This is a genomic window from Pseudomonas sp. JUb42, from assembly GCF_024807945.1.
Lineage (GTDB): Bacteria > Pseudomonadota > Gammaproteobacteria > Pseudomonadales > Pseudomonadaceae > Aquipseudomonas.
In genome coordinates this window covers 1-20,530 of sequence record NZ_JANUFD010000030.1, presented here as the reverse complement: position 1 = coordinate 20,530, position 20,530 = coordinate 1, and the positions used below count along the sequence as shown (strand labels likewise).

Annotated in this window: 19 protein-coding genes and 1 pseudogene; 14 read left to right on the top strand and 6 right to left on the bottom strand. The window is 60.3% G+C overall.

The window, feature by feature from the left end; all coding sequences use genetic code 11:
- Nucleotides 1-173 precede the first annotated feature (173 nt).
- A complete protein-coding gene (yghU, locus tag M2401_RS34115) occupies nucleotides 174-1,013 on the bottom strand; it encodes a glutathione-dependent disulfide-bond oxidoreductase (protein WP_259111436.1) in 840 nt (279 codons plus the stop codon).
- Between the two features lie 275 nt (nucleotides 1,014-1,288).
- Between yghU and tauA the strand changes: the two genes are divergently transcribed.
- The 3 genes from tauA (at nucleotide 1,289) to M2401_RS34100 (ending at nucleotide 4,135) form a co-directional block, all read left to right on the top strand.
- A complete protein-coding gene (gene tauA, locus M2401_RS34110) occupies nucleotides 1,289-2,275 on the top strand; it encodes a taurine ABC transporter substrate-binding protein (RefSeq protein WP_259111433.1) in 987 nt (328 codons plus the stop codon).
- A 2-nt stretch (nucleotides 2,276-2,277) separates the two neighbouring features.
- Nucleotides 2,278-3,126, top strand: a complete 849-nt coding sequence (gene tauD, locus M2401_RS34105) for a taurine dioxygenase (RefSeq protein WP_259111431.1) — start codon at nucleotides 2,278-2,280, stop codon at nucleotides 3,124-3,126.
- 472 nt (nucleotides 3,127-3,598) lie between these two features.
- Complete coding sequence (locus M2401_RS34100) at nucleotides 3,599-4,135, top strand: phage antirepressor protein (RefSeq protein ID WP_259111428.1); 537 nt, start codon at nucleotides 3,599-3,601, stop codon at nucleotides 4,133-4,135.
- A 240-nt stretch (nucleotides 4,136-4,375) separates the two neighbouring features.
- Here M2401_RS34100 and M2401_RS34095 read toward each other — a convergent pair whose 3' ends face one another.
- A complete protein-coding gene (locus M2401_RS34095) occupies nucleotides 4,376-5,119 on the bottom strand; it encodes an MBL fold metallo-hydrolase (RefSeq protein ID WP_259111426.1) in 744 nt (247 codons plus the stop codon).
- A gap of 132 nt (nucleotides 5,120-5,251) precedes the next feature.
- Between M2401_RS34095 and M2401_RS34090 the strand changes: the two genes are divergently transcribed.
- The 3 genes from M2401_RS34090 to nhaA all read left to right on the top strand — a co-directional run bounded on the left by M2401_RS34090 (nucleotide 5,252) and on the right by nhaA (nucleotide 8,106).
- Complete coding sequence (locus tag M2401_RS34090) at nucleotides 5,252-5,857, top strand: GNAT family N-acetyltransferase (protein WP_259111424.1); 606 nt, start codon at nucleotides 5,252-5,254, stop codon at nucleotides 5,855-5,857.
- Between the two features lie 105 nt (nucleotides 5,858-5,962).
- On the top strand, nucleotides 5,963-6,583 hold the full coding sequence (locus tag M2401_RS34085; RefSeq protein ID WP_259111422.1) for a hypothetical protein: 621 nt from the start codon (nucleotides 5,963-5,965) through the stop codon (nucleotides 6,581-6,583).
- 185 nt (nucleotides 6,584-6,768) lie between these two features.
- Complete coding sequence (nhaA, locus tag M2401_RS34080; RefSeq protein WP_259111420.1) at nucleotides 6,769-8,106, top strand: Na+/H+ antiporter NhaA; 1,338 nt, start codon at nucleotides 6,769-6,771, stop codon at nucleotides 8,104-8,106.
- 37 nt (nucleotides 8,107-8,143) lie between these two features.
- On the opposite strand, the gene M2401_RS34075 is transcribed toward nhaA, so the two are convergent.
- The 3 genes and pseudogenes from M2401_RS34075 to M2401_RS34900 all read right to left on the bottom strand — a co-directional run.
- The gene (locus M2401_RS34075) at nucleotides 8,144-8,857 is read right to left on the bottom strand and encodes a YajG family lipoprotein (protein WP_259111419.1); all 714 of its coding nucleotides are present in this window, start codon (nucleotides 8,855-8,857) and stop codon (nucleotides 8,144-8,146) included.
- Between the two features lie 237 nt (nucleotides 8,858-9,094).
- On the bottom strand, nucleotides 9,095-9,958 hold the full coding sequence (locus tag M2401_RS34905) for a methyl-accepting chemotaxis protein (protein ID WP_409034032.1): 864 nt from the start codon (nucleotides 9,956-9,958) through the stop codon (nucleotides 9,095-9,097).
- Nucleotides 9,953-10,735: pseudogene (locus M2401_RS34900) on the bottom strand (MCP four helix bundle domain-containing protein); the annotation flags it as partial. The pseudogene M2401_RS34900 and the gene M2401_RS34905, both read right to left, overlap by 6 nt.
- 512 nt (nucleotides 10,736-11,247) lie before the next feature.
- Here M2401_RS34900 and M2401_RS34065 point away from each other — a divergent pair.
- From M2401_RS34065 to M2401_RS34055, 3 genes are read left to right on the top strand one after another with little or no spacing between them, the layout of a single operon-like run.
- Nucleotides 11,248-12,621 carry a cytochrome c gene (locus tag M2401_RS34065; protein ID WP_259111415.1) on the top strand — a complete coding sequence of 458 codons (1,374 nt, stop codon included), beginning with the start codon at nucleotides 11,248-11,250 and terminating at the stop codon, nucleotides 12,619-12,621.
- A 4-nt stretch (nucleotides 12,622-12,625) separates the two neighbouring features.
- Nucleotides 12,626-13,162 carry a sorbitol dehydrogenase family protein gene (locus M2401_RS34060; protein ID WP_259111413.1) on the top strand — a complete coding sequence of 179 codons (537 nt, stop codon included), beginning with the start codon at nucleotides 12,626-12,628 and terminating at the stop codon, nucleotides 13,160-13,162.
- The gene (locus tag M2401_RS34055; RefSeq protein WP_259111411.1) at nucleotides 13,159-14,793 is read left to right on the top strand and encodes a GMC family oxidoreductase; all 1,635 of its coding nucleotides are present in this window, start codon (nucleotides 13,159-13,161) and stop codon (nucleotides 14,791-14,793) included. The genes M2401_RS34060 and M2401_RS34055 overlap by 4 nt, the downstream gene beginning before the upstream one ends.
- A 147-nt stretch (nucleotides 14,794-14,940) precedes the next feature.
- Here M2401_RS34055 and M2401_RS34050 read toward each other — a convergent pair whose 3' ends face one another.
- Entirely contained in the window at nucleotides 14,941-15,819 is an 879-nt protein-coding gene (locus tag M2401_RS34050) for a DMT family transporter (protein ID WP_259111408.1), read from the bottom strand.
- Nucleotides 15,820-15,919: 100 nt separating this feature from the next.
- On the opposite strand from M2401_RS34050, the gene M2401_RS34045 reads away from it, so the two are divergent.
- From M2401_RS34045 to M2401_RS34025, 5 genes are all read left to right on the top strand, one after another.
- On the top strand, nucleotides 15,920-17,263 hold the full coding sequence (locus M2401_RS34045) for a PLP-dependent aminotransferase family protein (RefSeq protein ID WP_259111406.1): 1,344 nt from the start codon (nucleotides 15,920-15,922) through the stop codon (nucleotides 17,261-17,263).
- A 97-nt stretch (nucleotides 17,264-17,360) separates the two neighbouring features.
- The gene (locus tag M2401_RS34040) at nucleotides 17,361-17,972 is read left to right on the top strand and encodes a 2-hydroxychromene-2-carboxylate isomerase (RefSeq protein ID WP_259111405.1); all 612 of its coding nucleotides are present in this window, start codon (nucleotides 17,361-17,363) and stop codon (nucleotides 17,970-17,972) included.
- An 18-nt stretch (nucleotides 17,973-17,990) separates the two neighbouring features.
- Entirely contained in the window at nucleotides 17,991-18,734 is a 744-nt protein-coding gene (locus M2401_RS34035; RefSeq protein ID WP_259111404.1) for an SDR family NAD(P)-dependent oxidoreductase, read from the top strand.
- A 62-nt stretch (nucleotides 18,735-18,796) separates the two neighbouring features.
- Nucleotides 18,797-19,612: a DeoR/GlpR family DNA-binding transcription regulator gene (locus M2401_RS34030; RefSeq protein WP_259111402.1), complete on the top strand. Its 816-nt coding sequence runs from the start codon at nucleotides 18,797-18,799 to the stop codon at nucleotides 19,610-19,612.
- A gap of 127 nt (nucleotides 19,613-19,739) precedes the next feature.
- Entirely contained in the window at nucleotides 19,740-20,402 is a 663-nt protein-coding gene (locus M2401_RS34025; RefSeq protein WP_259111401.1) for an ATPase, read from the top strand.
- Nucleotides 20,403-20,530: the final 128 nt, after the last annotated feature.

Below are 20,530 nucleotides of genomic sequence, written 5' to 3'. Positions count from 1 at the left end.
TGCAGCAAGCCATTACACGCATCAAAAACAGTATTGCAGAAAAAGGGGGAACCATAGATGTGGGAGCGAATTCATTCGCGAAGAGGCCGGTACATTCGACGAATCTTCATCGCCTGGAATACTGCTTTCGCGAATGAATTCGCTCCCACGAGACCCTGCTCAGTTGGAGAGCTTCAATCCAGATCCGCCGCCGAATGCCGCTCCGGCACTTGGGTCGCTTCATCGCCCCAGGTACGGTTGACCCGCTTGCCGCGAATCACTGCCGGGCGTTCGGCGATTTCTTTGGCCCAGCGCTGTACGTGGGGGTATTCCTCGACTGCGAGGAACTCGGCCGCCGAGTACAGGGTGCCCAACGCCAGTTGGCCATACCACGACCACACCGCGATATCGGCGATGGTGTAGCTGTCGCCCGCCAGGTACTTGCTCTCACCAAGGCGACGCTCCAGCACGTCCAGTTGACGCTTGGCTTCCATGGCAAAACGGTTGATGGCGTACTCGATCTTTTCCGGCGCATAGGCATAGAAGTGCCCGAAGCCGCCGCCCAGGTAAGGCGCCGCGCCCATCTGCCAGAACAGCCAGTTCAGGGTTTCGGTTCGCCCGGCCGGGTCGGTGGGCAGCAATTCGCCGAATTTTTCCGCCAGATACAGCAGGATCGAACCGGATTCGAATACCCGTACCGCTGGCTCAACACTGCGATCCAGCAAGGCGGGGATCTTCGAGTTGGGGTTGATCTCGACGAAGCCGCTGGAGAACTGGTCACCCTCACCGATACGGATCAGCCAGGCATCGTACTCGGCGGCGCTGTGACCCAGTGCCAGCAGCTCTTCCAGCAAAATGGTGACCTTGATGCCATTGGGCGTGGCCAGGGAGTACAGCTGGAACGGCTGCTTGCCGACCGGCAGGACTTTCTCATGGGTAGGGCCGGCCACGGGGCGGTTGATGCTGGCGAAGGAACCACCGGACGGCGCCTCGTTCTTCCAGACCTTGGGCGGAACATAGGGTGCGTTGCTCATGGGGCGAACCTCGTTGTCTGCTCTATGGATCCTGGACCGCGGGGGGATGCTTTGAGTTCGGACTATCTGCCGGTTGACGATGGCCCACCCGACCATTCAGGCGCAAAAGGGTCGCTATCATGGCCCACTCTCGGGCTCGGTGACTAGTGTGCGGCGCAGCCTAAGCTAATTCCTAAACGGTATTTAAAATAGGATTGATAGAACTTTATGCTTGGCTCTCCGGCGCGGCTCGACCTCGATTTGCCGCGTACTGACTGCCAAGGCATCTCTTGAAAATGACTAAAAAGAACTGGATTGCACACGTAAGCGTCGCGTTGGGCTTTGTCGCTTTTTCCTTGGCCGGGCAGGCCGCTGATTTGACCATCGGCTATATCACCGGCATCGACCCGGTCAAACGCGCCATTGCCGACGGCGAGTACGAAAAGGCTATTGGTACGAAAATCGATTGGCGCCAGTTCGATGCAGGCCCTGCGGTCCTGGCGGCCATGGCATCGGGTGACGTGCAGATCGGCAACCTCGGTTCCAGCCCCCTGGCTGCCGCCGCGTCGCGCAAGATGCCGCTGGTAGCGTTCATCGTGACCTCACAGATCCGCAGTTCCGAAGCCCTGGTGGTGCGTGACGGCAGCGGCATCGTTAACCCCCAGGACCTGATCGGCAAGAAGATCGCCGTGCCATTCGTGTCCACTTCCCACTACAGTCTGCTCGGCGCGCTCAAGCATTGGAATATCGACCCGCGCAAGGTCAATATCGTTAACCTGACGCCGCTGCAGATCACCGCAGCGTGGAAGCGCGGAGATATCGATGGCGCCTTCACCTGGTCGCCTGCCCTGGGCGAGATTCGCAAGAGCGGCAAGATTCTGACCGACGCCGGGCAGGTGTCCGACTGGGGTTCGCCGACGTTCGAAGTGTGGGTCGCGCGCAAGGACTTCGCCGAGAAACATCCTGACGTCGTGGCCAAGTTCGCCAAGGTCAGCCTCGCCGCCATTGCCGATTACACCGCGCACCGCAGCGAATGGACCGCCGATTCCGCGCCAGTGAAAACCATTGCGCGCTTTACCGGTGCCAACGCCGCCGATGTGCCTGAGCTGCTGGACGGTTCGCACTTTCCTACCGCAGCCGAGCAGAAATCCCCAGCACTCCTGGGTGGCGGCACGGTAACGGCTATTGCCAATACCTCCGAATTCCTCAAGGAACAGGGCAAGATCGAAAGCGTCCTGCCGGATTATTCGTCCTACGTCAGCGACAAGTTCATCGGGGAGTAAGCATGACTGTCAACGTCTTGCCGGTCAGCCCGGCGCTCGGTGCACAGATTACCGGCATCGACTTGACCCAGCCCTTGAGCGATCACGATCAGCAGACGATCGAGCAGGCCTTGCTGGCCCATCAGGTGCTGTTCTTCCGTAATCAGAACCTGACCCCCGCCGAGCACGTGGGCTTTGCCTCGCGCTTCGGTGGCCTGCACCGGCATCCGATCTACCCGAGTGTCGAGCAGGCGCCGGATCTGCTGCTGATCGATACGGCCCTGACCGACCTGCGCGACAACGCCATCTGGCACACTGACGTGACCTTCCTCGCGGCCCCGGCCATGGGCAGCATTCTTGCGGCGAAAGTGGTGCCGGCCTATGGCGGCGATACCTTGTGGTCGAGCAGTTCGGCGGCTTTCGAGGCCTTGTCCCCGGCCATGCAGAACCTGCTGCAAGGGCTGACAGCGACCCATGAGCTGGTCAAGTCGTTCCCCATCGATCGCTTCGCCAGCACTCCGCAAGAGGTGCTGCGCTATGAAAAGGCCAAGGCCGATCATCCGCCGCTGTCCCATCCCGTGATCCGTACCCATCCGGTCAGCGGGCGCAAGGGCCTGTTCATCAACGAGGGCTTCACCACCCGCATCAACGAACTGAGCCCACGGGAAAGCGACACGATCCTGGCCCTGCTGTTCAACCATATCAGCCGCCCTGAATTCACCATCCGCTGGCAGTGGCAGGCCAACGATGTGGCGTTCTGGGATAACCGCATTACCCAGCACTATGCGGTGGATGACTATCGACCGCAGAGGCGGGTAATGCATCGGGCGACGATTCTGGGGGATGTGCCGGTGTACGACGCAACGGCCTGAACAGGCACTATGCTGCGCGCCTGATGTGGGACCGGCTTTAGCCGGGAAGAATTGATTACTGCCGCTACATCTCCTGCGCCCGACCTATAGGATTCGCGGGCAAGCCTCGCTCCAACGGGTTCGTGTGGTCTCGTTGGAGCGAGGCTTGCCCGCGAAAAGGTCCTCCCCATCAGGCCCTGTTTCAACCGAGTCATAAGGTTACATTTCCCCGCTTGCCTCATGAAAAATCGACCATTAACCTCCCGGCCTGCTGAATATTCAGCTCTGGATTTGGCGATCCAGTAACCCCGCAATGCTGACCATATCGAACGGGTGCATAATTACGTACTACCCGTTTTTATGGTAGCTATGTGCGGGAGACCTTCGGGTCTGCCGGGTTCGGGGTTACCGGTTCGCCAACCTGTGCATAGCTGCCACCTTATTTGTTTGGCGACAAGTGAATGGCTGAAATCCACCCCGATTGGTTTCACTCATGAATAAGAAAATAGCTACTCAATTCGCTGACGATCCTTGCCACACCCCCACCGTATTCACCCACAACCACCGCCGCCTTCATGCCCTCTTGTTGGAAAACGACGTCTGGCTGCGTGCCTATGATCTGGGCTGGTTGATGGGCTACCCCCTGGACGAGCGCGGCCTGCGCAAGCTCGACCCCGATCAGCACCGCGTCGTGCGCTTGCAAAAGCTGGGCGACAGCCTGATGGTCAGCGAATCCGGCGCCTATGCGTTGCTGGTCTATCACGCCGGTGCCCATACCCGGCAGGTGCGCGAATGGCTGACGCAGAACGTCGCACCCACCCTGCGCGACGCCAACCACCTGGGCTATGGCGAACGCCCGACCCAGGGTCTGCTGGACTGGGCCGGAGACTCCCTGAGCCTGCTGCACTGGCAGAACGAGCCCTGGATCCGCCTGCGCGATATGCCTAACGTGCTGCTGCACGAGACGCGCCAAAGCCTGCAACGGCAGCGGCCGTGGTGGAAGCGGGCGTCCGGGTTTTTGCAGATATAACGTTGTGAGTCGGTCCTGGTAAAACCCACCAATCAGGGCATAGCGATCTGGAAAGGCGCTGTTCTTGTGGGAGCCGTCGCGCCGCTAAAGCGCCGCGCTGTCGCGCAGCAAACACTAACCGAGGCAGGGAGCAAATCTTGTGGGAGCGAATTCGTTCGCGAAAAGGCCGGTACCTTCGACGCATCTTCATCGTCTGGAACACCGCTTTCGCGAATGAATTCGCTCCCACGATTATGCTCACTATTGAGCAGTCGCCATCGCCGCCGTCCCCTGCAGATACCCCCGAGCAATCTCGCGCATCTGCGCCTGATCCATACTCGGCCCATGCCCGCCATGGGCTATGCGTATTTCCAGCGTCAGCAAGCGCTCCATGGACCGGCGATAAATCCCTTTGTCCGAGCACGCCAGGTCATCCACCAGCCCACCGCGATAGATCACGTCACCGCTGAACAGAATGCCGCGCGCCTGCTCCAGCAGGGCGATGGAGCCGTGGGAGTGGCCGGGCAGATGCATCACTTGCAGTTGTCGATCCCCCAGGTCAATGACATCACCTTCGCCCACTTGCCGGGTCAGGGGCGCGGGAGTGATTCGGTAGTGCTCGGGCGTCCAGCCGGGGCAGGGCGGTTGGGTTACCGCGTTGGGCAACTCACGGAAGACCTGGGCGAGGGTTTCCTCGTCGCTCATACGGGCAAAGGCATCGGCTTCCAAGGGGTGACCAAGACGGGTTTCGAATTCATGAAAGGCGCCGATATGGTCGGCATGGATATGCGTGGCCACGGCGATCAAAGGCTTGTCCGGCGGCACATCGAGCAATGGCCGCAAGGGCTGCAAACCCATGCCGAAATCGATGATCAGGTCCGCATCACGCCCGCGCAGATGGAAGAAGTTGGCGGCGAAGTAGCGATGAATATACGGCTGCGAAAACTGCTTGATGCCGTCGCCGACGTCGCGTTGTTCGTACCAGGGCAGTTGAATGGCGGGCATGGCGCACCTTGATTGGCTCTGTCTGTGATGACAAGGGCATGCGTGATTCAGGCCAGTTTAGCGGCGGATTGGCTCTTGCCGTGCGAGGGTGGCAGCTCTAACCTGATTTCCCCTCTGCCGGACCCGCGAATCATGCAAGACAAATTCCCCCTCGACGCCCCGACTCTGGTCGGCCCGACCATCGAATTGCGCCCTCTGAACGCGGATGACGCTCTGGTGCTGCTGGCAGCCGCTGCTGACGGCCAGTTGTGGGACATGACGGTCACGGTGATACCAGGGCCGACCACGGTGGACAAGTACCTGGCCACTGCCCTGCAAGGTGCCCAGGCCGGTACGGTCATGCCTTTTGTCATCATTCATCGCGAAACCGGCACGCCTCTGGGCAGTACCCGTTTCTGGAAAATCGACCGGGCCAACCGCAAGCTCGAAATCGGCCATACCTGGCTGGCCAGGTCGGCGCAACGTTCCGGGGTCAACACCGAAGCCAAGCTGCTGTTGCTGACCTATGCCTTTGAAGTGATGAACTGCGTGCGCGTGCAATTCACCACCGATGAATTGAACGAAAAATCCCGAGCGGCGATCCTGCGTATCGGTGCGACTCAAGAGGGCATCGTGCGCCATGAACGCATCATGCCGGACGGGCGCAAGCGCAATTCGGTGCGTTTCAGCATCATCGATGACGAATGGCCGCAGGTTAAGGCGGGACTGGAGAGCAAATTGGCCCCTCAGGCCACATGACCGGTAATTGTTGCGAGGAGTGTTGAGTCGAGGGGTAGCTAGTCAGTAGCATAGGGGCGCAGTCACGCCATACCTGGATGGACGTGGAATTTTCAAGGATTAGAGATGCAAGATTTTATCCACGACGATAAAACCGTCGAATTCATTTCATTGGTCGGTGAAGTGGTCGGCAGTGAAAAGCTCAACGAGACACATGTGTCAGCCAGCGGTGGTGGCGGTTATGTCGGCAAGAATGGCGGACACCTGAGCGCGGTCGAAATCAGTTCGACGAATGTGATCAATCATGAGTTCTGGGTTCGTGATGATGCGGGTGTGGAACACGACGTCAAGCTTAGGGGCCACGATATCCCTTTGCGTACAGGTCAACGGATTACCTTGATCGGCGCGCTGCGCAAACACGGGACAGGAACCTATTGGTATAGCGTTATCGTCAATCACAGCGCCAACAAACACTGGTTCTTGAAACGAGGCGCGCCGCTGAGCGCAGCGCTGGGCCTCACGCCCTTCAATCTGAAAGCCTTAATGATCGGCATCGCGCTGTTTATTGTGCTGGGTTATGTCACCGGTGCCCATACCCTGGCGTTTCTCATCGGCGGGGGGTATTTCCTCTACAAGTACATTGGCGATCAGAAGCGCTATTCGGCAATGGCCAATCGTCTGGATGCTCATCTGGAAAGCTTGGCACAGCAGGCCTATGAACGCGATCGGGCTCGTGAGGTCGCCTGAGTCGGTTGCAACTGCGCACTTTCCAGGCTTTTGATGCGGCCGAGCTCAGACCGTTCTTCCGCTATCGATAATGGCCATTTGCATCTCACCCGCCACCTTCTTATGATCGCAGCGGGTGCGTTGTTACATCTGTAACAGAGCAGGTTAAATCTCAGCGTTGGTCGGGCCGCCAACGGAGATTGACTGTGCCTGAAAAAAGCCCGGTGTCGCCGTCCATTCCCCGCCCGCAAGTCCTGACCGAGAAGGCCCTGTCGGCCCTGGAGCGGTTTTCCCATATCGAAGCGGTCAGTGGCATTGTCCTGCTGATTGCTGCGGTGATTGCGCTGATCTGGGCCAATAGCCCGGCGGCGGATTCTTACGAACACTTCTGGAACACCCAAGTGACTGTCGGCCTTGGCGATTTCAGCGTGTCCCGTTCGCTGCATTTTCTGGTCAACGATGGCTTGATGACGATCTTCTTCCTCGTCGTAGGGGCCGAGATTCGTCAGGAGATCAAGGACGGTGCCCTGGCCAGTCTCAAGCTGGCAACCTTGCCCCTCGGCGCCGCGTTAGGGGGGGTAATGATGCCTGCGATCATTTACACCCTCTTCAATCATGGCACCGTGGCGGGTAGTGGCTGGGCCGTGCCGACCGCCACGGACATAGCCTTTGCCGTCGGCGTGCTGGCGCTGTTGGGTAAGTCGATTCCTGGCGGTGTACGCATTCTGCTGCTGGCCTTGGCAATCATTGACGATATCGTCGCCATCCTGATCATTGCGGTGTGCTACACGGCCAGCCTGGATTATCTGGGGCTGGTGATTGCTGCGATGGGTTTGTTACTGGTGCTGATTTTCCAGCGCATGGGCATCGGCAAGGCCTGGACCTTTATTCTGCCGGGGGCAATTGTCTGGTTCGGTCTGCTGAAAACCGGAGTACATCCAACCCTGGCCGGGGTAATTCTCGGGCTGATGACGCCGGTAACCTCACGCCCCGCCCGTGAGCGGCCGCTAGATACCATTGGCCGTACGTTTCATGAGCTGATGGAGCGCTTCTCCCAGGCTGACGATGTCAGCAAACCCCTCAAGCAGTTGCGCCATGCCCAACGTGACATGCTGCCCCCGGTCAAGCGCGTGCAGGCGGCGCTGCACCCGTGGGTCGCCTACGGCATCATGCCGCTGTTCGCCCTGGCCAATGCCGGGGTCGATCTGCATGGGGTCAATCTGGATGACGCACTCTCGCAGCATGTGGTCATGGGCGTGATGCTGGCCCTGATTCTGGGCAAGCCTCTGGGGGTGATGCTGGCCAGCGTGACCCTGGTCAAACTCAATATTTGCCAGTTGCCCGACGGTGTGACCTGGACCGGCGTGAGCCTGGTCGGGCTGCTGGCCGGGATCGGTTTTACCATGTCGATCTTCATTGCCAACCTGGCGTTCACCGATCCGGCGCTGCTGGCAGCGGCCAAGCTCAGCGTGCTGGTGGCCTCGACCGTTGCGGCGGTGATCGGGTTGACGTGGGGCAAGATCAAGTTCAGCAAAGCCGCGTAGCCGGTCCCGCGAGCACTGCGCAGGACCGGCAGCAGGATTACTGCTGACGCATGATGATGGAGTACCTGCGCTGGTACTCTTCATAGGAAAGGCTCTTGTCGGCCGCCAGGTCATCGAGCAGTTGCGACTTGGTTTTCTGCCCGGCGACTACCGCCAGCGGTCCGGTTGCAGGGTGCTTGAGCGCTGCGATGAACGAGGCGTCGTTGAACAGCTCGGCCATGCCAGCCGACAGCGCCTTGGACAGGGCTTTCGAGGCGTTGTTGCCGGTCAGCATCTGGGTGTTTTCTTCTTTGCCCTGGACCAGGATGGCCCTGGAGTAGAGTTGGGTATTGCGGTTGTCGTAAACCTTTACGGTGAGGTTCAGATCGGCAATCGCATCACCGGAAAAGAAGCCCATCTTGTGATCGTTGTAGAACCGGTTGATTTCGGCGTTGACCCTGACGTCACTGGCGCCGGAGCCGGCACGGAAACCGCGCGCGCGGATTTCCTGCTCGAGGGCGCGTTCTATCGTCAGGCTGACATTTTCATTGGCGGTAATGGGCGCGGTTTCCATGCCATAACCGTTCTTTTTGCTGCTGACCTTGGATTTGTCAGAGCGGGCGTCCGTGACGTCCACCGACACCGTCGAGCCGTCGGCGCCAGGCACCTGGGCCACGCCTTGTTGCTGGGTGTAGGGGATGTCGATCGATTCGGAGGTGAAGGCGCAGCCAGTAAGGCTGGCAGCGGCGAGCAGGGCCAGGATGAGGCGCATGGTTTGACTTCCATTTCAGGGTAAAAAAGTGCGGTGATTCTACATTGCCATTAGCGAGGTCGCGCGGTTTTTTTGTCGCATGTCTGCTGAGGTAGCCACATTATTGTGGGAGCGAATTCATTCGCGAAGGTGGTGTTGCAGGCGATAGGAATGTGTCGCCTGCAACACCACCTTCGCGAATGAATTCGCTCCCCACAGACTCACTGCCACAGAATGTGTAGAGAGGCCGGGCAATGCTCAGAGCTTGAACCGGGCCACCAGAGTATTGAACGACACTGCCAGCCCCGACAGTTCCTGGGTCGAGGCGTTGGTCTGTTCGGCGCCGGCGGCGGAGCGGGTCGACAGGTCCTGGATATTGACCAGGTTGCGGTCCACTTCACGGGCGACGTGGGCCTGCTCTTCAGAGGCGCTGGCGATGACCAGGTTGCGTTCATTGATCTGCGAGATGCTCTCGGCGATCAGGTCCAGTGCCGATCCGGCTGCCTGGGCCAGGGACTGGGTGTCGGTGACCAGGGCCTGGCTCTTGCCCATGGATTTTACTGCGTCATCGGCGCTGGCCTGGACCCGGTCGATCATGCCTTCGATTTCGCCGGTCGACGCCTGGGTACGGGCGGCAAGGGCGCGGACTTCGTCGGCGACCACGGCAAACCCACGGCCCTGCTCACCGGCGCGGGCGGCTTCGATGGCGGCGTTAAGTGCCAGCAGGTTGGTCTGCTCGGCGATGCCGCGAATCACATCCAGCACCTTGCCGATATCCCGGACCTGCAGGGCCAGATTCTCGACCATGGCGGTGGAAGCGGTGATCTCGGTGGTGGCGTGGTTGATCGCGACCACGGCATCGCGCGCCTTGTTACGGCCGTCGGTGGCCTGCAGGCTGGTGGCCTGGGAGGCTTCGGAGGTGGACACGGCATTGCGCGCCACCTCTTCAACTGCTGAGGTCATCTCGGTGACCGCAGTGGCGGCCTGCTGGATCTCGTCATTCTGCCGCGCCAGGCCGGTATTGGCGTTTTCGGTGACGTTCGACAGTTCCTGTGCCGACAGCGCCAATTGATCCGAGGCCGTGGAGATCTGCTGGATAGTGCTCTTCAGGTTGCTCTGCATGTCGCCCAGGGCGCTGAGCAACTGGCCCGCTTCATCGCGGCCGGTACTGGTGATGCGTTGGGTCAGGTCACCGGCGGCGATGCTCTGGGCACTGGCCACCGCGCTGGCAATGGGTTTGCTGATCAGACGGCTGATCAACAGGCCAAGGGCGAAGGCGGCAATAAAGGCCAGGGTGATGCCGCTATAAAGGGCGGTCTTGACTGAGGACTCCTGGCGAGCGGCTTCCTCGGCGCCTTCACTGACCTGGCGGTTGTTGGAGTCAACCATGATGCTGATTTCGTCCATGATCACCCGATAGCTTTTCTGCAGATCGCCCAGCAGCAGGGCGCGGCCATTCTCCAGATCGCCAGCCTGCATCAAGGCTACGTATTTCTGCACCATGGCCTGATAAGCCGGCCAGTCACGCTCCATCTTGTCCCCGGCGGCGCGTTCATCGTCGGCCAGGGGTGTCTTGCGGTAGTCGGCGAAGGCGGCTTCGCTCGCCTTGCGGTTGCCATCCATCGAGGTGATGTACTCGTCCTTGACGCTTTGCGGTGCACCGCTGGCGACCGCGATATACAGGCGATACAGGTCACGGCTCTGGCCCACCGCCTTGGTCTTGGCCTGGGCGGTATTGGCGACGGAGACCAGGTTGTTTTCAAACACCAGTTGCAGGCTGTCAGCCAGTTGCGCGGTACCGCGACCACCGAGCAGGCCGACACCCAGGGTGATCAGAGCGCACAGGGCGAAGGCTGAAATCAGTTTGGTCGAAAGTCTTGCGTCATTGAGCCAGGTCATTGAAGGCGTCCTGCGAAAGTATGTTCAAGGGGAGAGCGGCGGGCCTGGATAAAAGTCGCGACGCCGGGTCTTTGGCTATCGGCCAAGTTGCGCGCAACTAAAGGCTTATTACAACTAGGTTGTATTATGACTATCTAATTTTTCCGAAACAGTCCCTTGAAGCGCACGCTGAAAAAGCACGATACCTTTGCGTAAAGGTAAAAAATTCTTAACGACTCATGATAAGAATGATTCTTAAGTGGCCGGCTATTTTTTTGATTCCTCACAAGACCATTGAGATAGAGCCTCTATTGATAATTTTCCCGTTCGGTGGCATTTTGCCGCATGCAGTGTTGCTAAATGTAACTGCGCATGAAATATTTGTTAGATGTTATACGACGTCGTACCTATAAGCCCCTGCGTGCGCCAGGGTTTTTTAGTGTGCTCTAGTGGGCATCCGAATTTCTGAAGAGTAATGAATGCAGCCGCCAAATATAGAACCTGTGTCGCGTTATTTACGCACTGGTAAAGGGGTGAGAAATGCCTTTGCCGGACTCCTGAGCCTGATCGCCACAGCGACGGGTTGCGCCCATGCCGAAGGGCTGGATGCGAACGCGTCGGCGGGCAAGCGCCTGGCTGTGGCCGCAGACTGCGTGGCTTGTCATACCGCGCCGGGTGGCAAGGCGTTTGCCGGTGGCTACCCGTTGAGTTCGCCCATGGGCGTGATCTACTCGACCAACATCACGCCGTCGAAAACCGTGGGCATCGGCAACTACTCGCGTGACGAGTTCGCCCGTGCCGTGCGCGATGGCGTAGCGGCGGACGGCACCCATCTGTACCCGGCCATGCCCTACACCTCGTACGCGAAGATGACCGACAGCGATATCAGCGCGCTGTACGACTACTTCATGCATGAAGTGCAGCCGGTCGAAGCCGCGACGCACAAGACCGAACTGGCTTTCCCGTTCAATGTGCGGGCGTCGATGATCGGCTGGAACGCGCTGTTCCACAGCAGCACGCGCTTCACTCCGGACCCGGCCAAGTCTGCCGAGGTCAACCGTGGTGACTATCTGGTCAACGCCCTGGCCCACTGCGACACCTGCCACACGCCACGCAACCTGCTGATGGCCGCTGACAATAGCAAGCCACTGGCCGGTGGTGCCCTGGGCAGCTGGTATGCGCCGAACATCACTGCGGACAAGGTCAGCGGCATTGGTGCCTGGTCCAGCGACGAGATCGTCGCCTACCTGCGCACTGGTCATGTCGAAGGCAAGGCGCAAGCAGCCGGGCCGATGGCCGAAGCGGTCGAAAACAGCCTGCAATACCTGGGCAACGACGACCTCAAGGCGATTGCCGCGTACCTGAAGCAGACCACGCCTATCAAGACTGACGAAGGCAAGGCCCGCCATGAGTACGGCCAGGCCTCTACCGACGAACTGACCCTGCGCGGCGGCAAGCCGGAAGACAATCCGGGCTGGCACATCTATAGCGGCACTTGCGCCAACTGCCACCAGGCCAATGGCCAGGGCAACAAGGAATACCCGTCGCTGTTCCACAACACCGCTACCAGCCGCAGTGACAATCTGATCGCCACCATCGTTTACGGCGTGCACCGCACCGTCGATGGCGTCGCGATTGATATGCCGGCGTTTGGCCCGGACGCACTGTTTACCGACCGCCTGACTGACCAGCAGATTGCCGATGTCAGCAACTACGTGCTGACGCGCTTCGGCAATGCCACCCAGACCGTTACCGCCGCCGATGTGGCCCAGACTCGCGAGGGTGGGCCGAAGGCGCCATTGGCGAAGATGGCAGCCCTGACCATCCCGGCAATCATTGTCCTGTGTGTGTTGATTGGCCTGATCGTGTTCCGGTCAGTCTCCCGTCGCCAGCGCAAGGGAGCCTGAGCACATGAATAAGCACACTTCACTGCAAACCGATGTTCCACAAGGCATGTCCCGGCGCAATCTGCTGCGCGGCTCGGTCGCTCTGGGCCTGTTGGGCCTGGCCAGCGGCATGCTGCCGTGGCAGGCGGCCATGGCCGCGACTGCGGATGACGACTTCATTGCGCTGTCGCAGTTTCTGGTCAGCCGCCCGGTCAATCCGGTCCTGGCCGGGCGTTACTACATCGCCCTGAGCAAACGCGCGCCGAATTTCGCCGCAAACGTCAGCGCCCTCAAGCAACTGGTGGCGGGCAACGGCTTCAAGCATGTCGATGAGTATCTGGCCATGGCCAGTCCCGATGCGTCCTTGAAGGCTACGGCCACCAGCATCATTGCGGCCTGGTATCTGGGTATCGTCGGCGAGCCGGCCACTGCTGAGTTGATCAGCTACTCCGAAGCCATGATGTACCAGCCGACCCACGGCATTCTGATTATCCCCACTTACGGTGGCGGCCCGGCTTCATGGGGTCCCAAACCGGTCACTCTGCAGGATTCGAAAGTATGAGCAACGCTGAATTCGATGCCGACGTCGTCATCATCGGCTCCGGCGTCATGGGCGGCCTGATTGCCACGGGCCTGGCCAAGGCGGGTAAGTCGGTGATTGTTCTCGAGGCGGGCCCGCGGGTTAATCGCCGCGACGTGGTCGAGACCTTCCGCAACGCACCGGTCAAACTGTCCCTGGCCAACGCCAAGCTGCAAGGCGCAGGCTCCCCCTACCCGAGCCTGCCCCACGCGCCGTCCACCTATGGCGACTACCTGCAACAGACCGGCCCGGTGAAGTACAACACCTCCTACCTGCGGGTCGTGGGTGGCACCACCTGGCACTTCGGTTCGTCGCTGTGGCGCATGCTGCCCAACGACTTCCGCCTCAAGTCCCTGTACGGCCGTGGCCGCGACTGGCCGATCAGCTATGACGAGCTGGAGCCGTTCTACGCCCGTGCCGAAACCGAGCTGGGCGTGTCCGGCGTCGATGGCCAGGACGAAAGCGGGCAGGGCGGTGGTGCATTCCCGCCGCGCTCGATTCCTTATCCGATGGAAGGCCTGAAGCCGAGCTACATGTTCACCCGGCTTTCGGAAATGCTCGGCAAGGGCGGCTACAACCCGATCCTCGAGCCCAACGGTCGTGCCACGCGGCCTTATGGCAAGCGCCCACCGTGCGCCGGCAATAACAACTGCAACCCGGTGTGCCCGATTGCCGCCAAGTACGACGGCTCGATGCATATCGACGAAGCCGAACGTCATGGCGCCAAGGTCCTGGAAAACTCGGTGGTGTACAAGATCGAGGCCGGCGATGACGGCAAGATCACCGCGATCTGGTACATGCGCCCAGACAAGAGCTCGCACAAACTGACTGCGCGTTACTTCGTGCTGGCCGCCTATGGCATCGAGTCGCCGAAACTGCTGCTGATGTCGACCTCGGAGAAATACCCGAACGGCATCGCCAACTCGTCGGACCAGGTCGGTCGCAACCTGATGGACCACACCGGCATCAGCATGAATGTCATGACCAAGGAAGACATGTGGCCGGGCGAAGGTCCGACGCAGTTGCTGGTCTACCTCAACAGCCGTGACGGTGGTTTCCGCAAGGATTACCCGAGTTACAAGATCAAGGTGCGCAACACCGTGCCGACCTCGCAGATCACCTCCGGGCTGATCGCCAAGGGCGTGCTGGGTTCCAAGCTCGACGAGCAGATCCGTCTGCAATCGGCCCGCTCGCTGAACTGGGCGGTGGACTTCGAAACCCTGCCGCTGCCGGAAAACCGCGTGACGCCGAGCAAGACCAAGTTCGACGCCATCGGCCTGCCGGTACCGGAGATCTATTACAGCGTGGCCGACTACTGGCATGCCGGCAAGGAAAAGGCCCTGGAGGATTTCAAGCAGTTCGCCAAGCTGCTCGATGCCGACATCCTCAGCACCGACGTGGGCTTCCAGAACCGTCAGCACATCATGGGGACGACCATCATGGGCGATGATCCGAAAGACTCGGTGGTGGACCGCGACTGCCGCAGCCACGATCACCACAACCTGTTTATCGCCGGGACCAGCGTGATGCCATCGTCGTCCTGCGTGAACCCGACGCTGACCGGCGCGGCGTTGAGCATCCGCATTGCGGATGTGTTGGTCAAAGAGGTGTAAACCTCGCTGGCTTGATCGAGGGCTGCCTTCATCGCTGGAGGTGGCCCTTTTTTATCGCTTGGAGGTTGCTTGAATGACAGTTCCGTAGGAGCGGCTTTAGCCGCGAGAATGCCCTCGCGGCTAAAGCCGCTCCTACGAAAAGTGTGTTTATCGGGCGAATTTCTTCGCGCCAGCGACACACAAAATCACCGCCAGCGTCACGCCGATCATCGCGCTGCTGACCTGCTCATGCAGCAGGGTCGCCGCCAGCGTCAGGCCAAAAAAGGGTTGCAGCAGCTGCAACTGTCCAACCGCGGCAATCCCGCCCTGGGCCAGCCCGCGATACCAGAACACGAAGCCGATCAGCATGCTGAACAGCGACACATAGCCCAGACTCAGCCACGCAGGCAGCGAGATGCCGGTCAGTGTCGGTGGCGCCATGAGCCAGGTCAGTACGGCCATGACCGGCAGCGACACCACCAGCGCCCAACAGATCACCTGCCAGCCGCCCAGGCTGCGGGACAGTTTTGCGCCCTCGGCGTAGCCCAGGCCGCAGGCGAGTATGGCCAGCAGCATCAACATGTCGCCTGTGGCCGAAGCGCTCACGCCCTGGGCGATGGCAAAGCCCACCACCAGGCCGCTGCCCAGCAGCGAGAATAGCCAGAACACCGGCCGTGGCCGTTCGCCGCCGCGCAACACGGCAAATACTGCGGTAGCCAGGGGCAGCAGGCCGACGAAGACGATGGAGTGGGCCGACGTCACGTATTGCAGGGCCATGGCGGTCAGCAACGGAAAGCCCAGCACGACGCCCAGGGCGACGATGACCAGAGGCATGAATTGCTGGCGGGTCGGGCGTCGTTCCTTGAACACCAACAGTAAGGCCAGGGCCAGCAGCCCGGCGATACTGGCCCGTGCCACGGTAAGACATACCGGGTTGAATTCCAGCACGGCGATGCGGGTCGCTGGCAGTGAGCCGCTGAAAATGATCACGCCGATCAGCCCATTGAGCCAGCCGCTGGTGTCGGAGAGGGGGGAGGTGCGTTCCATGGGCGATGTGCTCGACGGTCGTTGGAGGTTGGCTGTGACTTGAGGCATGCTAGGCAGGCAAAGCAATACAATCAAAAAATTGTCATGGATACATTTGCCCATGCCGCGTTTCCGTTACAAAACCCTGGTCGATGTAATGGCCGCCGACATTCGCTCGGGGCAGTTATCGCCAGGCACACGGCTGCCCACGCATCGCCAGTTGGCGGCGCAGCACGGTCTGGCCTTGGTCACGGCCAGCCGGGTCTATGCTGAGCTGGAAGCCATGGGCCTGGTCAGTGGCGAGACGGGCCGGGGCACCTTCGTGCGGGAGACGGCGCTACCGCCGGATCTGGGCGTCAATCAGGCAGTCGTCGCCGATGGTGTGTTGGACCTGAATTTCAACTACCCGTCGTTGCCGGGGCAGGCCGAATTGCTGCGCGGGGCGTTGCGTCAGTTGGCTGTCGGCGGTGATCTGGAGTCACTTTTGCGCTATCAGCCCCATGCCGGCCGCTTGCATGAACGCGCCTCGGTGGCTCGGCATCTGCAAGTGCGCGGGCTGACGGTTGCGGCTGAGCAGATACTGATTGTGAGCGGTGCCCAGCACGGGCTGGCGGTGACTCTGATGGCGCTGCTGCAGCCTGGTGATGTGATCGCGACCGATGCCTTGACGTATTCAGGGTTCAAGGTGCTTGCCGAGAGTCTGCATCTGGAGTTGGTCGCCATTGCTGTCGACGAGCACGGACCCGATCTCGACGCTTTGCAGCGCCTGTGTCGCAGCCGCCGGATCAAAGCCGTATACAGCATGCCCACCCTGCACAATCCTCTGGGCTGGGTCATGGCTATCGAGCAGCGCCAGCGTCTGGTGGCCATTGCCCGTGAGCAAGGCTTGCTGATCATCGAAGATGCCGCTTACGCGTTCCTCGCCGAGGATCCGCCACCACCACTGGCAGCCTTGGCGGCGGAGCGGACGGTGTATGTCAGCGGGCTGTCCAAAAACGTTGCCACCGGCTTGCGCGTAGGCTTTGTCGCGGCACCGATGCAGCATATGGCTGCGCTGGAGCGCAGCGTTCGCGCGACGACCTGGAATACCCCAGGTGTACTCACGGCTATCGCCACCGGCTGGCTCGACGATGGCACGGTCCTGCAACTGGAAGCGCAGAAGCGCGAGGATGCCCGGGCCCGACAAGCGCTGGCCCGGGAAGTGCTGGCGGGGTTGCGCTGGATCGGCCATCCGGCCTCGTATCTGCTCTGGCTGCCCTTGCCCGAAGAGGTCCGCGCTGATCAGGTGGCCATGGCGCTGATGCGCGAGCAGGTTGCGGTGTCCACGGCCGAACCCTTTGCCATCGGTGCCCAGGTGCCCCATGCCATTCGCCTGGCCTTGGGCTCGGTGGACATGGCAACGCTGCGCCTGGCCCTGGAAAAAGTGCGCCGGGTCGTTATGGCTCATATGGCCGGTCTGACATAAGGGGTTTACAGACAAAGCAGATACGATTATTACGGCTATCATTCTATGGGCTCTTTTCAAGCCCGGTCCGCTCACTACAACAAGAATGAGGAGCCGTATGCAGACAGTCACCTTCTATTTCGACGTCGGCAGCCCCAATGCCTACCTCTGTCACAAGGTTCTCCCGCAGATCGAAGACCGCACGGGCGCGACCTTCGACTACGTGCCGATCCTGCTGGGCGGCGTGTTCAAGCTGACCGGCAATCAGTCCCCGGCGACGGCCTACGTCGGTATCAGGAACAAGCTCGAATACGAGCACCTGGAGATCCGGCGCTTCGTTAAACGCCACGGCCTGGAGCAATACCGCTTCAACCCGCACTTTCCCATCAATACCCTGAACCTGATGCGCGGGGCGATTGCTGCCCAACGGCTCGGCGTCTTTGCCGCCTATATCGAGCAGGTCTACGCCGATATGTGGGAGCGCGGGCGCAAGATGGATGATTCCCAGGTCGTGGCGGCGTCCCTCGGCGAAGTCGGCCTGCCGGTGCATGAGTTATTCACGCTGAGTCAGAGCGCCGAGGTCAAGGCTGAACTGATCGCCAATACCGAGGCTGCCGTCGCGGCCGGAGCCTTCGGCAGCCCGACTTTTCTGGTTGGTACGGAGCTGTTCTTTGGCAAAGACAGTTTGCGTGACGTGGAAGAAGAAATTCTTCAACAGGCCGCCCCTTAACTCCCTGGAGCACTTTCAATGTCGAACAACGATAACAAAGGCGTGTGTCTGGTCATTGGTGCGGGTGATGGTGTGGGAAGCGCTATCGCTCAGGTGTTCGCACTGGACGGTCATCCCACGGTCATCACTCGCCGCGCGCGCAATATCGAACAGCTTGAGGCGCGCGCCGAGGCCATTCGCAGCCTTGGCGGGGAGGTGTACGCCAAAGGCGTCGATGCCCGTTCGGAAGACGAAACCATTGCCCTGTTTGCCGATATCGAACGAGATATCGGCCCGATCGAGGTGGTTGTTTTCAATATCGGCGCCAACGTGCGCTTCGGCATCGAAGAGACCACGGCTCGGGTCTTCCATAAGGTCTGGGAAATGGCCTGCTTCGCCGGTTTTCTCGCGGGGCGGGAAGCGGCCAAAGTCATGGTGCCCCGTGGCCGCGGCACGATTATCTTTACCGGCGCCACTGCAAGCCTGCGGGGGCGCGAAGGCTTTGCCGCGTTCGCAGCCGCCAAGGCCGGTCTGCGTGCGCTGGCCCAGAGCGTCGCCCGTGAGCTTGGGCCCAAGGGCATTCATGTCGCCCATGTGATCTGCGACGGCTCCATCGACGGGGTGTTCTCCCGGCAGAACATCCCTGACCTGGAGCAGAAACTGGCAGAAAACCGCATATTGAAGCCCCATGACATTGCCGAGAGCTATCTGGCCCTGCATCAACAGAAGCCTTCAGCCTGGACGCATGAGCTGGATCTGCGGCCGTGGAGCGAGTCCTGGTAAGCCATTGCAGTTGACTGGAGTGTTGGGTAATCTCGCATGATCGTGCATAAACAGGCATAAACATGCAAAGCCAACATTCCGCTGCCGAACTTCCCCATCTGCGCCGGCAGAAAATCCTGCTGATCCTCGAACGTGACGGCAAGGTCATGGCCTCTGAGTTGGGCGTGCACTTTGCCGTGTCCGAAGACACCATTCGCCGCGATCTTGCCGAGCTGGCCAATGCCGGGCTGGTGCAACGGGTTCACGGCGGGGCGCTGCCAAGGCCAAGGGATACCGGCAAGGATTACTTCACCCGCATCAGCGAAACCAGCGAGGTGAAAATGCACTTGGCCCGGCGCGCGGCACAAGAGGTGCGCGAGGGGCAGATCGTCATGTTCGATTCCGGCAGCACGACGTTGCAGATCGCCCGTTCGTTGCCGCCTGATATTCGCATCACTGCGGTCACTGCATCGCCTATGATCGCCATTACGCTGTCCGAATATGCCGGTATCAAGGTGATCATGGGCGGCGGCCAGTTGCATCCGGCGACCATGTCGGCCTGCGGCAATGAGACCTTGCGTCTGATTCAGGGAATCAAGGCTGACCTGTTGTTTACCGGGGTCTGCGCGATTCATCCGGAAGTCGGTATCAGCTCGCTGCATTTCGATGAAGTGCCGATCAAGCAGGCGATGATCGACAGCGCCTCTCATGTGATTGCCGTGACCACGGCCGACAAGCTGGGGGCGGTGGAGCCGTTCGTGGTCGCGCCGTGCAATCGCATCCATCTGTTGTTCAGCGAGCGTCTTGAGGGGGCGGGCAGCCTGGCCGACTATCAGCGCCAGGGTATCGAGGTGGTGCTGACCGGTGAGGGCCTTGAGCCGACTATTTCCAGCACCTGAGTAAGTACAGAGTGTGATAGTCAATCATCTGTTCAATCGATAGTGACCATTAAAGAATGCAAGTTCTGTTTTTCCGGCGAAGGAGGAAGATAAGCCCATACCGAACCTGCTTTGAAGGAACTACGCGATGAGAATTTCAACCCTGCTGACACTTGTCGCTGTCCTGACCGGCGCGTTCGCTGCCACCACTCCCGTCTCTGCCGCCGAAGACGCCGCTTGCCATCTGATGCCCATGGCCGACAGCAACCTCGGCTTGCAACACACCCAGTCGGTCGGCGTGCTCTACAGCGAAAATACCGTGAGCAACCTGCAATACCTGGAGCGCTACCACGCCACTGCGGTGAACAGCCCCAATGGCAGCCTCGACTCGCGGATTCGTAACGCCTTCATCAATAGCTCTGACCCTAAACTGGCCATCGACTGGCTCAAAGGCTCGTTGCAGAAAGAATTCGCTACCGTGACTGTCTACGACAATCTCGACGCGCTGATGCAGGCCCGTCCTGACGTGGTGGTGATGCTCGACACCTACAACCGCCTGGTCACCCAGCGCAACGCCCAAGTGGAAGCGCGTTTCGTCGCCAAGTTCTACGACGCCAACCTGCAATACATCGGCAAGGCCGAAGGCTTCGGCGGCAAGCAACTGGACTCGGTCTGGGTTCGCGACAAGGCCGCTCCTGAAATCGCCGCGCAGATTGACCAGCAGCGCACCCTGCAGGTCCAGGCCCTGAAACAGTTCGACGCGTCGCTCAAGGCGTTGGTGACTGCGGGGCAAGTGGCTCAGGCGGATTGATCTTCCACCCGTGGTGGGGGGGGGGGGGGGGGGGGGGGGGGTGGCCGCGCAAAAAGCCCCCACCCAACAAAAAAAAAAAAAAAAAAAAAAAAAATTATTTAACACAAAAAAAACAAAAACACCGGAAG

Bases quoted from the DNA above. Each gene is read 5' to 3' on its own strand.
- yghU (WP_259111436.1), bottom strand. From the start codon at position 1,013: ATGAGCAACGCACCCTATGTTCCGCCCAAGGTCTGGAAGAACGAGGCG.
- tauA (WP_259111433.1), top strand. From the start codon at position 1,289: ATGACTAAAAAGAACTGGATTGCACACGTAAGCGTCGCGTTGGGCTTT.
- tauD (WP_259111431.1), top strand. From the start codon at position 2,278: ATGACTGTCAACGTCTTGCCGGTCAGCCCGGCGCTCGGTGCACAGATT.
- M2401_RS34100 (WP_259111428.1), top strand. From the start codon at position 3,599: ATGAATAAGAAAATAGCTACTCAATTCGCTGACGATCCTTGCCACACC.
- M2401_RS34095 (WP_259111426.1), bottom strand. From the start codon at position 5,119: ATGCCCGCCATTCAACTGCCCTGGTACGAACAACGCGACGTCGGCGAC.
- M2401_RS34090 (WP_259111424.1), top strand. From the start codon at position 5,252: ATGCAAGACAAATTCCCCCTCGACGCCCCGACTCTGGTCGGCCCGACC.
- M2401_RS34085 (WP_259111422.1), top strand. From the start codon at position 5,963: ATGCAAGATTTTATCCACGACGATAAAACCGTCGAATTCATTTCATTG.
- M2401_RS34075 (WP_259111419.1), bottom strand. From the start codon at position 8,857: ATGCGCCTCATCCTGGCCCTGCTCGCCGCTGCCAGCCTTACTGGCTGC.
- M2401_RS34905 (WP_409034032.1), bottom strand. From the start codon at position 9,958: ATGCAGAGCAACCTGAAGAGCACTATCCAGCAGATCTCCACGGCCTCG.
- M2401_RS34060 (WP_259111413.1), top strand. From the start codon at position 12,626: ATGAATAAGCACACTTCACTGCAAACCGATGTTCCACAAGGCATGTCC.
- M2401_RS34055 (WP_259111411.1), top strand. From the start codon at position 13,159: ATGAGCAACGCTGAATTCGATGCCGACGTCGTCATCATCGGCTCCGGC.
- M2401_RS34050 (WP_259111408.1), bottom strand. From the start codon at position 15,819: ATGGAACGCACCTCCCCCCTCTCCGACACCAGCGGCTGGCTCAATGGG.
- M2401_RS34045 (WP_259111406.1), top strand. From the start codon at position 15,920: ATGCCGCGTTTCCGTTACAAAACCCTGGTCGATGTAATGGCCGCCGAC.
- M2401_RS34040 (WP_259111405.1), top strand. From the start codon at position 17,361: ATGCAGACAGTCACCTTCTATTTCGACGTCGGCAGCCCCAATGCCTAC.
- M2401_RS34035 (WP_259111404.1), top strand. From the start codon at position 17,991: ATGTCGAACAACGATAACAAAGGCGTGTGTCTGGTCATTGGTGCGGGT.
- M2401_RS34030 (WP_259111402.1), top strand. From the start codon at position 18,797: ATGCAAAGCCAACATTCCGCTGCCGAACTTCCCCATCTGCGCCGGCAG.
- M2401_RS34025 (WP_259111401.1), top strand. From the start codon at position 19,740: ATGAGAATTTCAACCCTGCTGACACTTGTCGCTGTCCTGACCGGCGCG.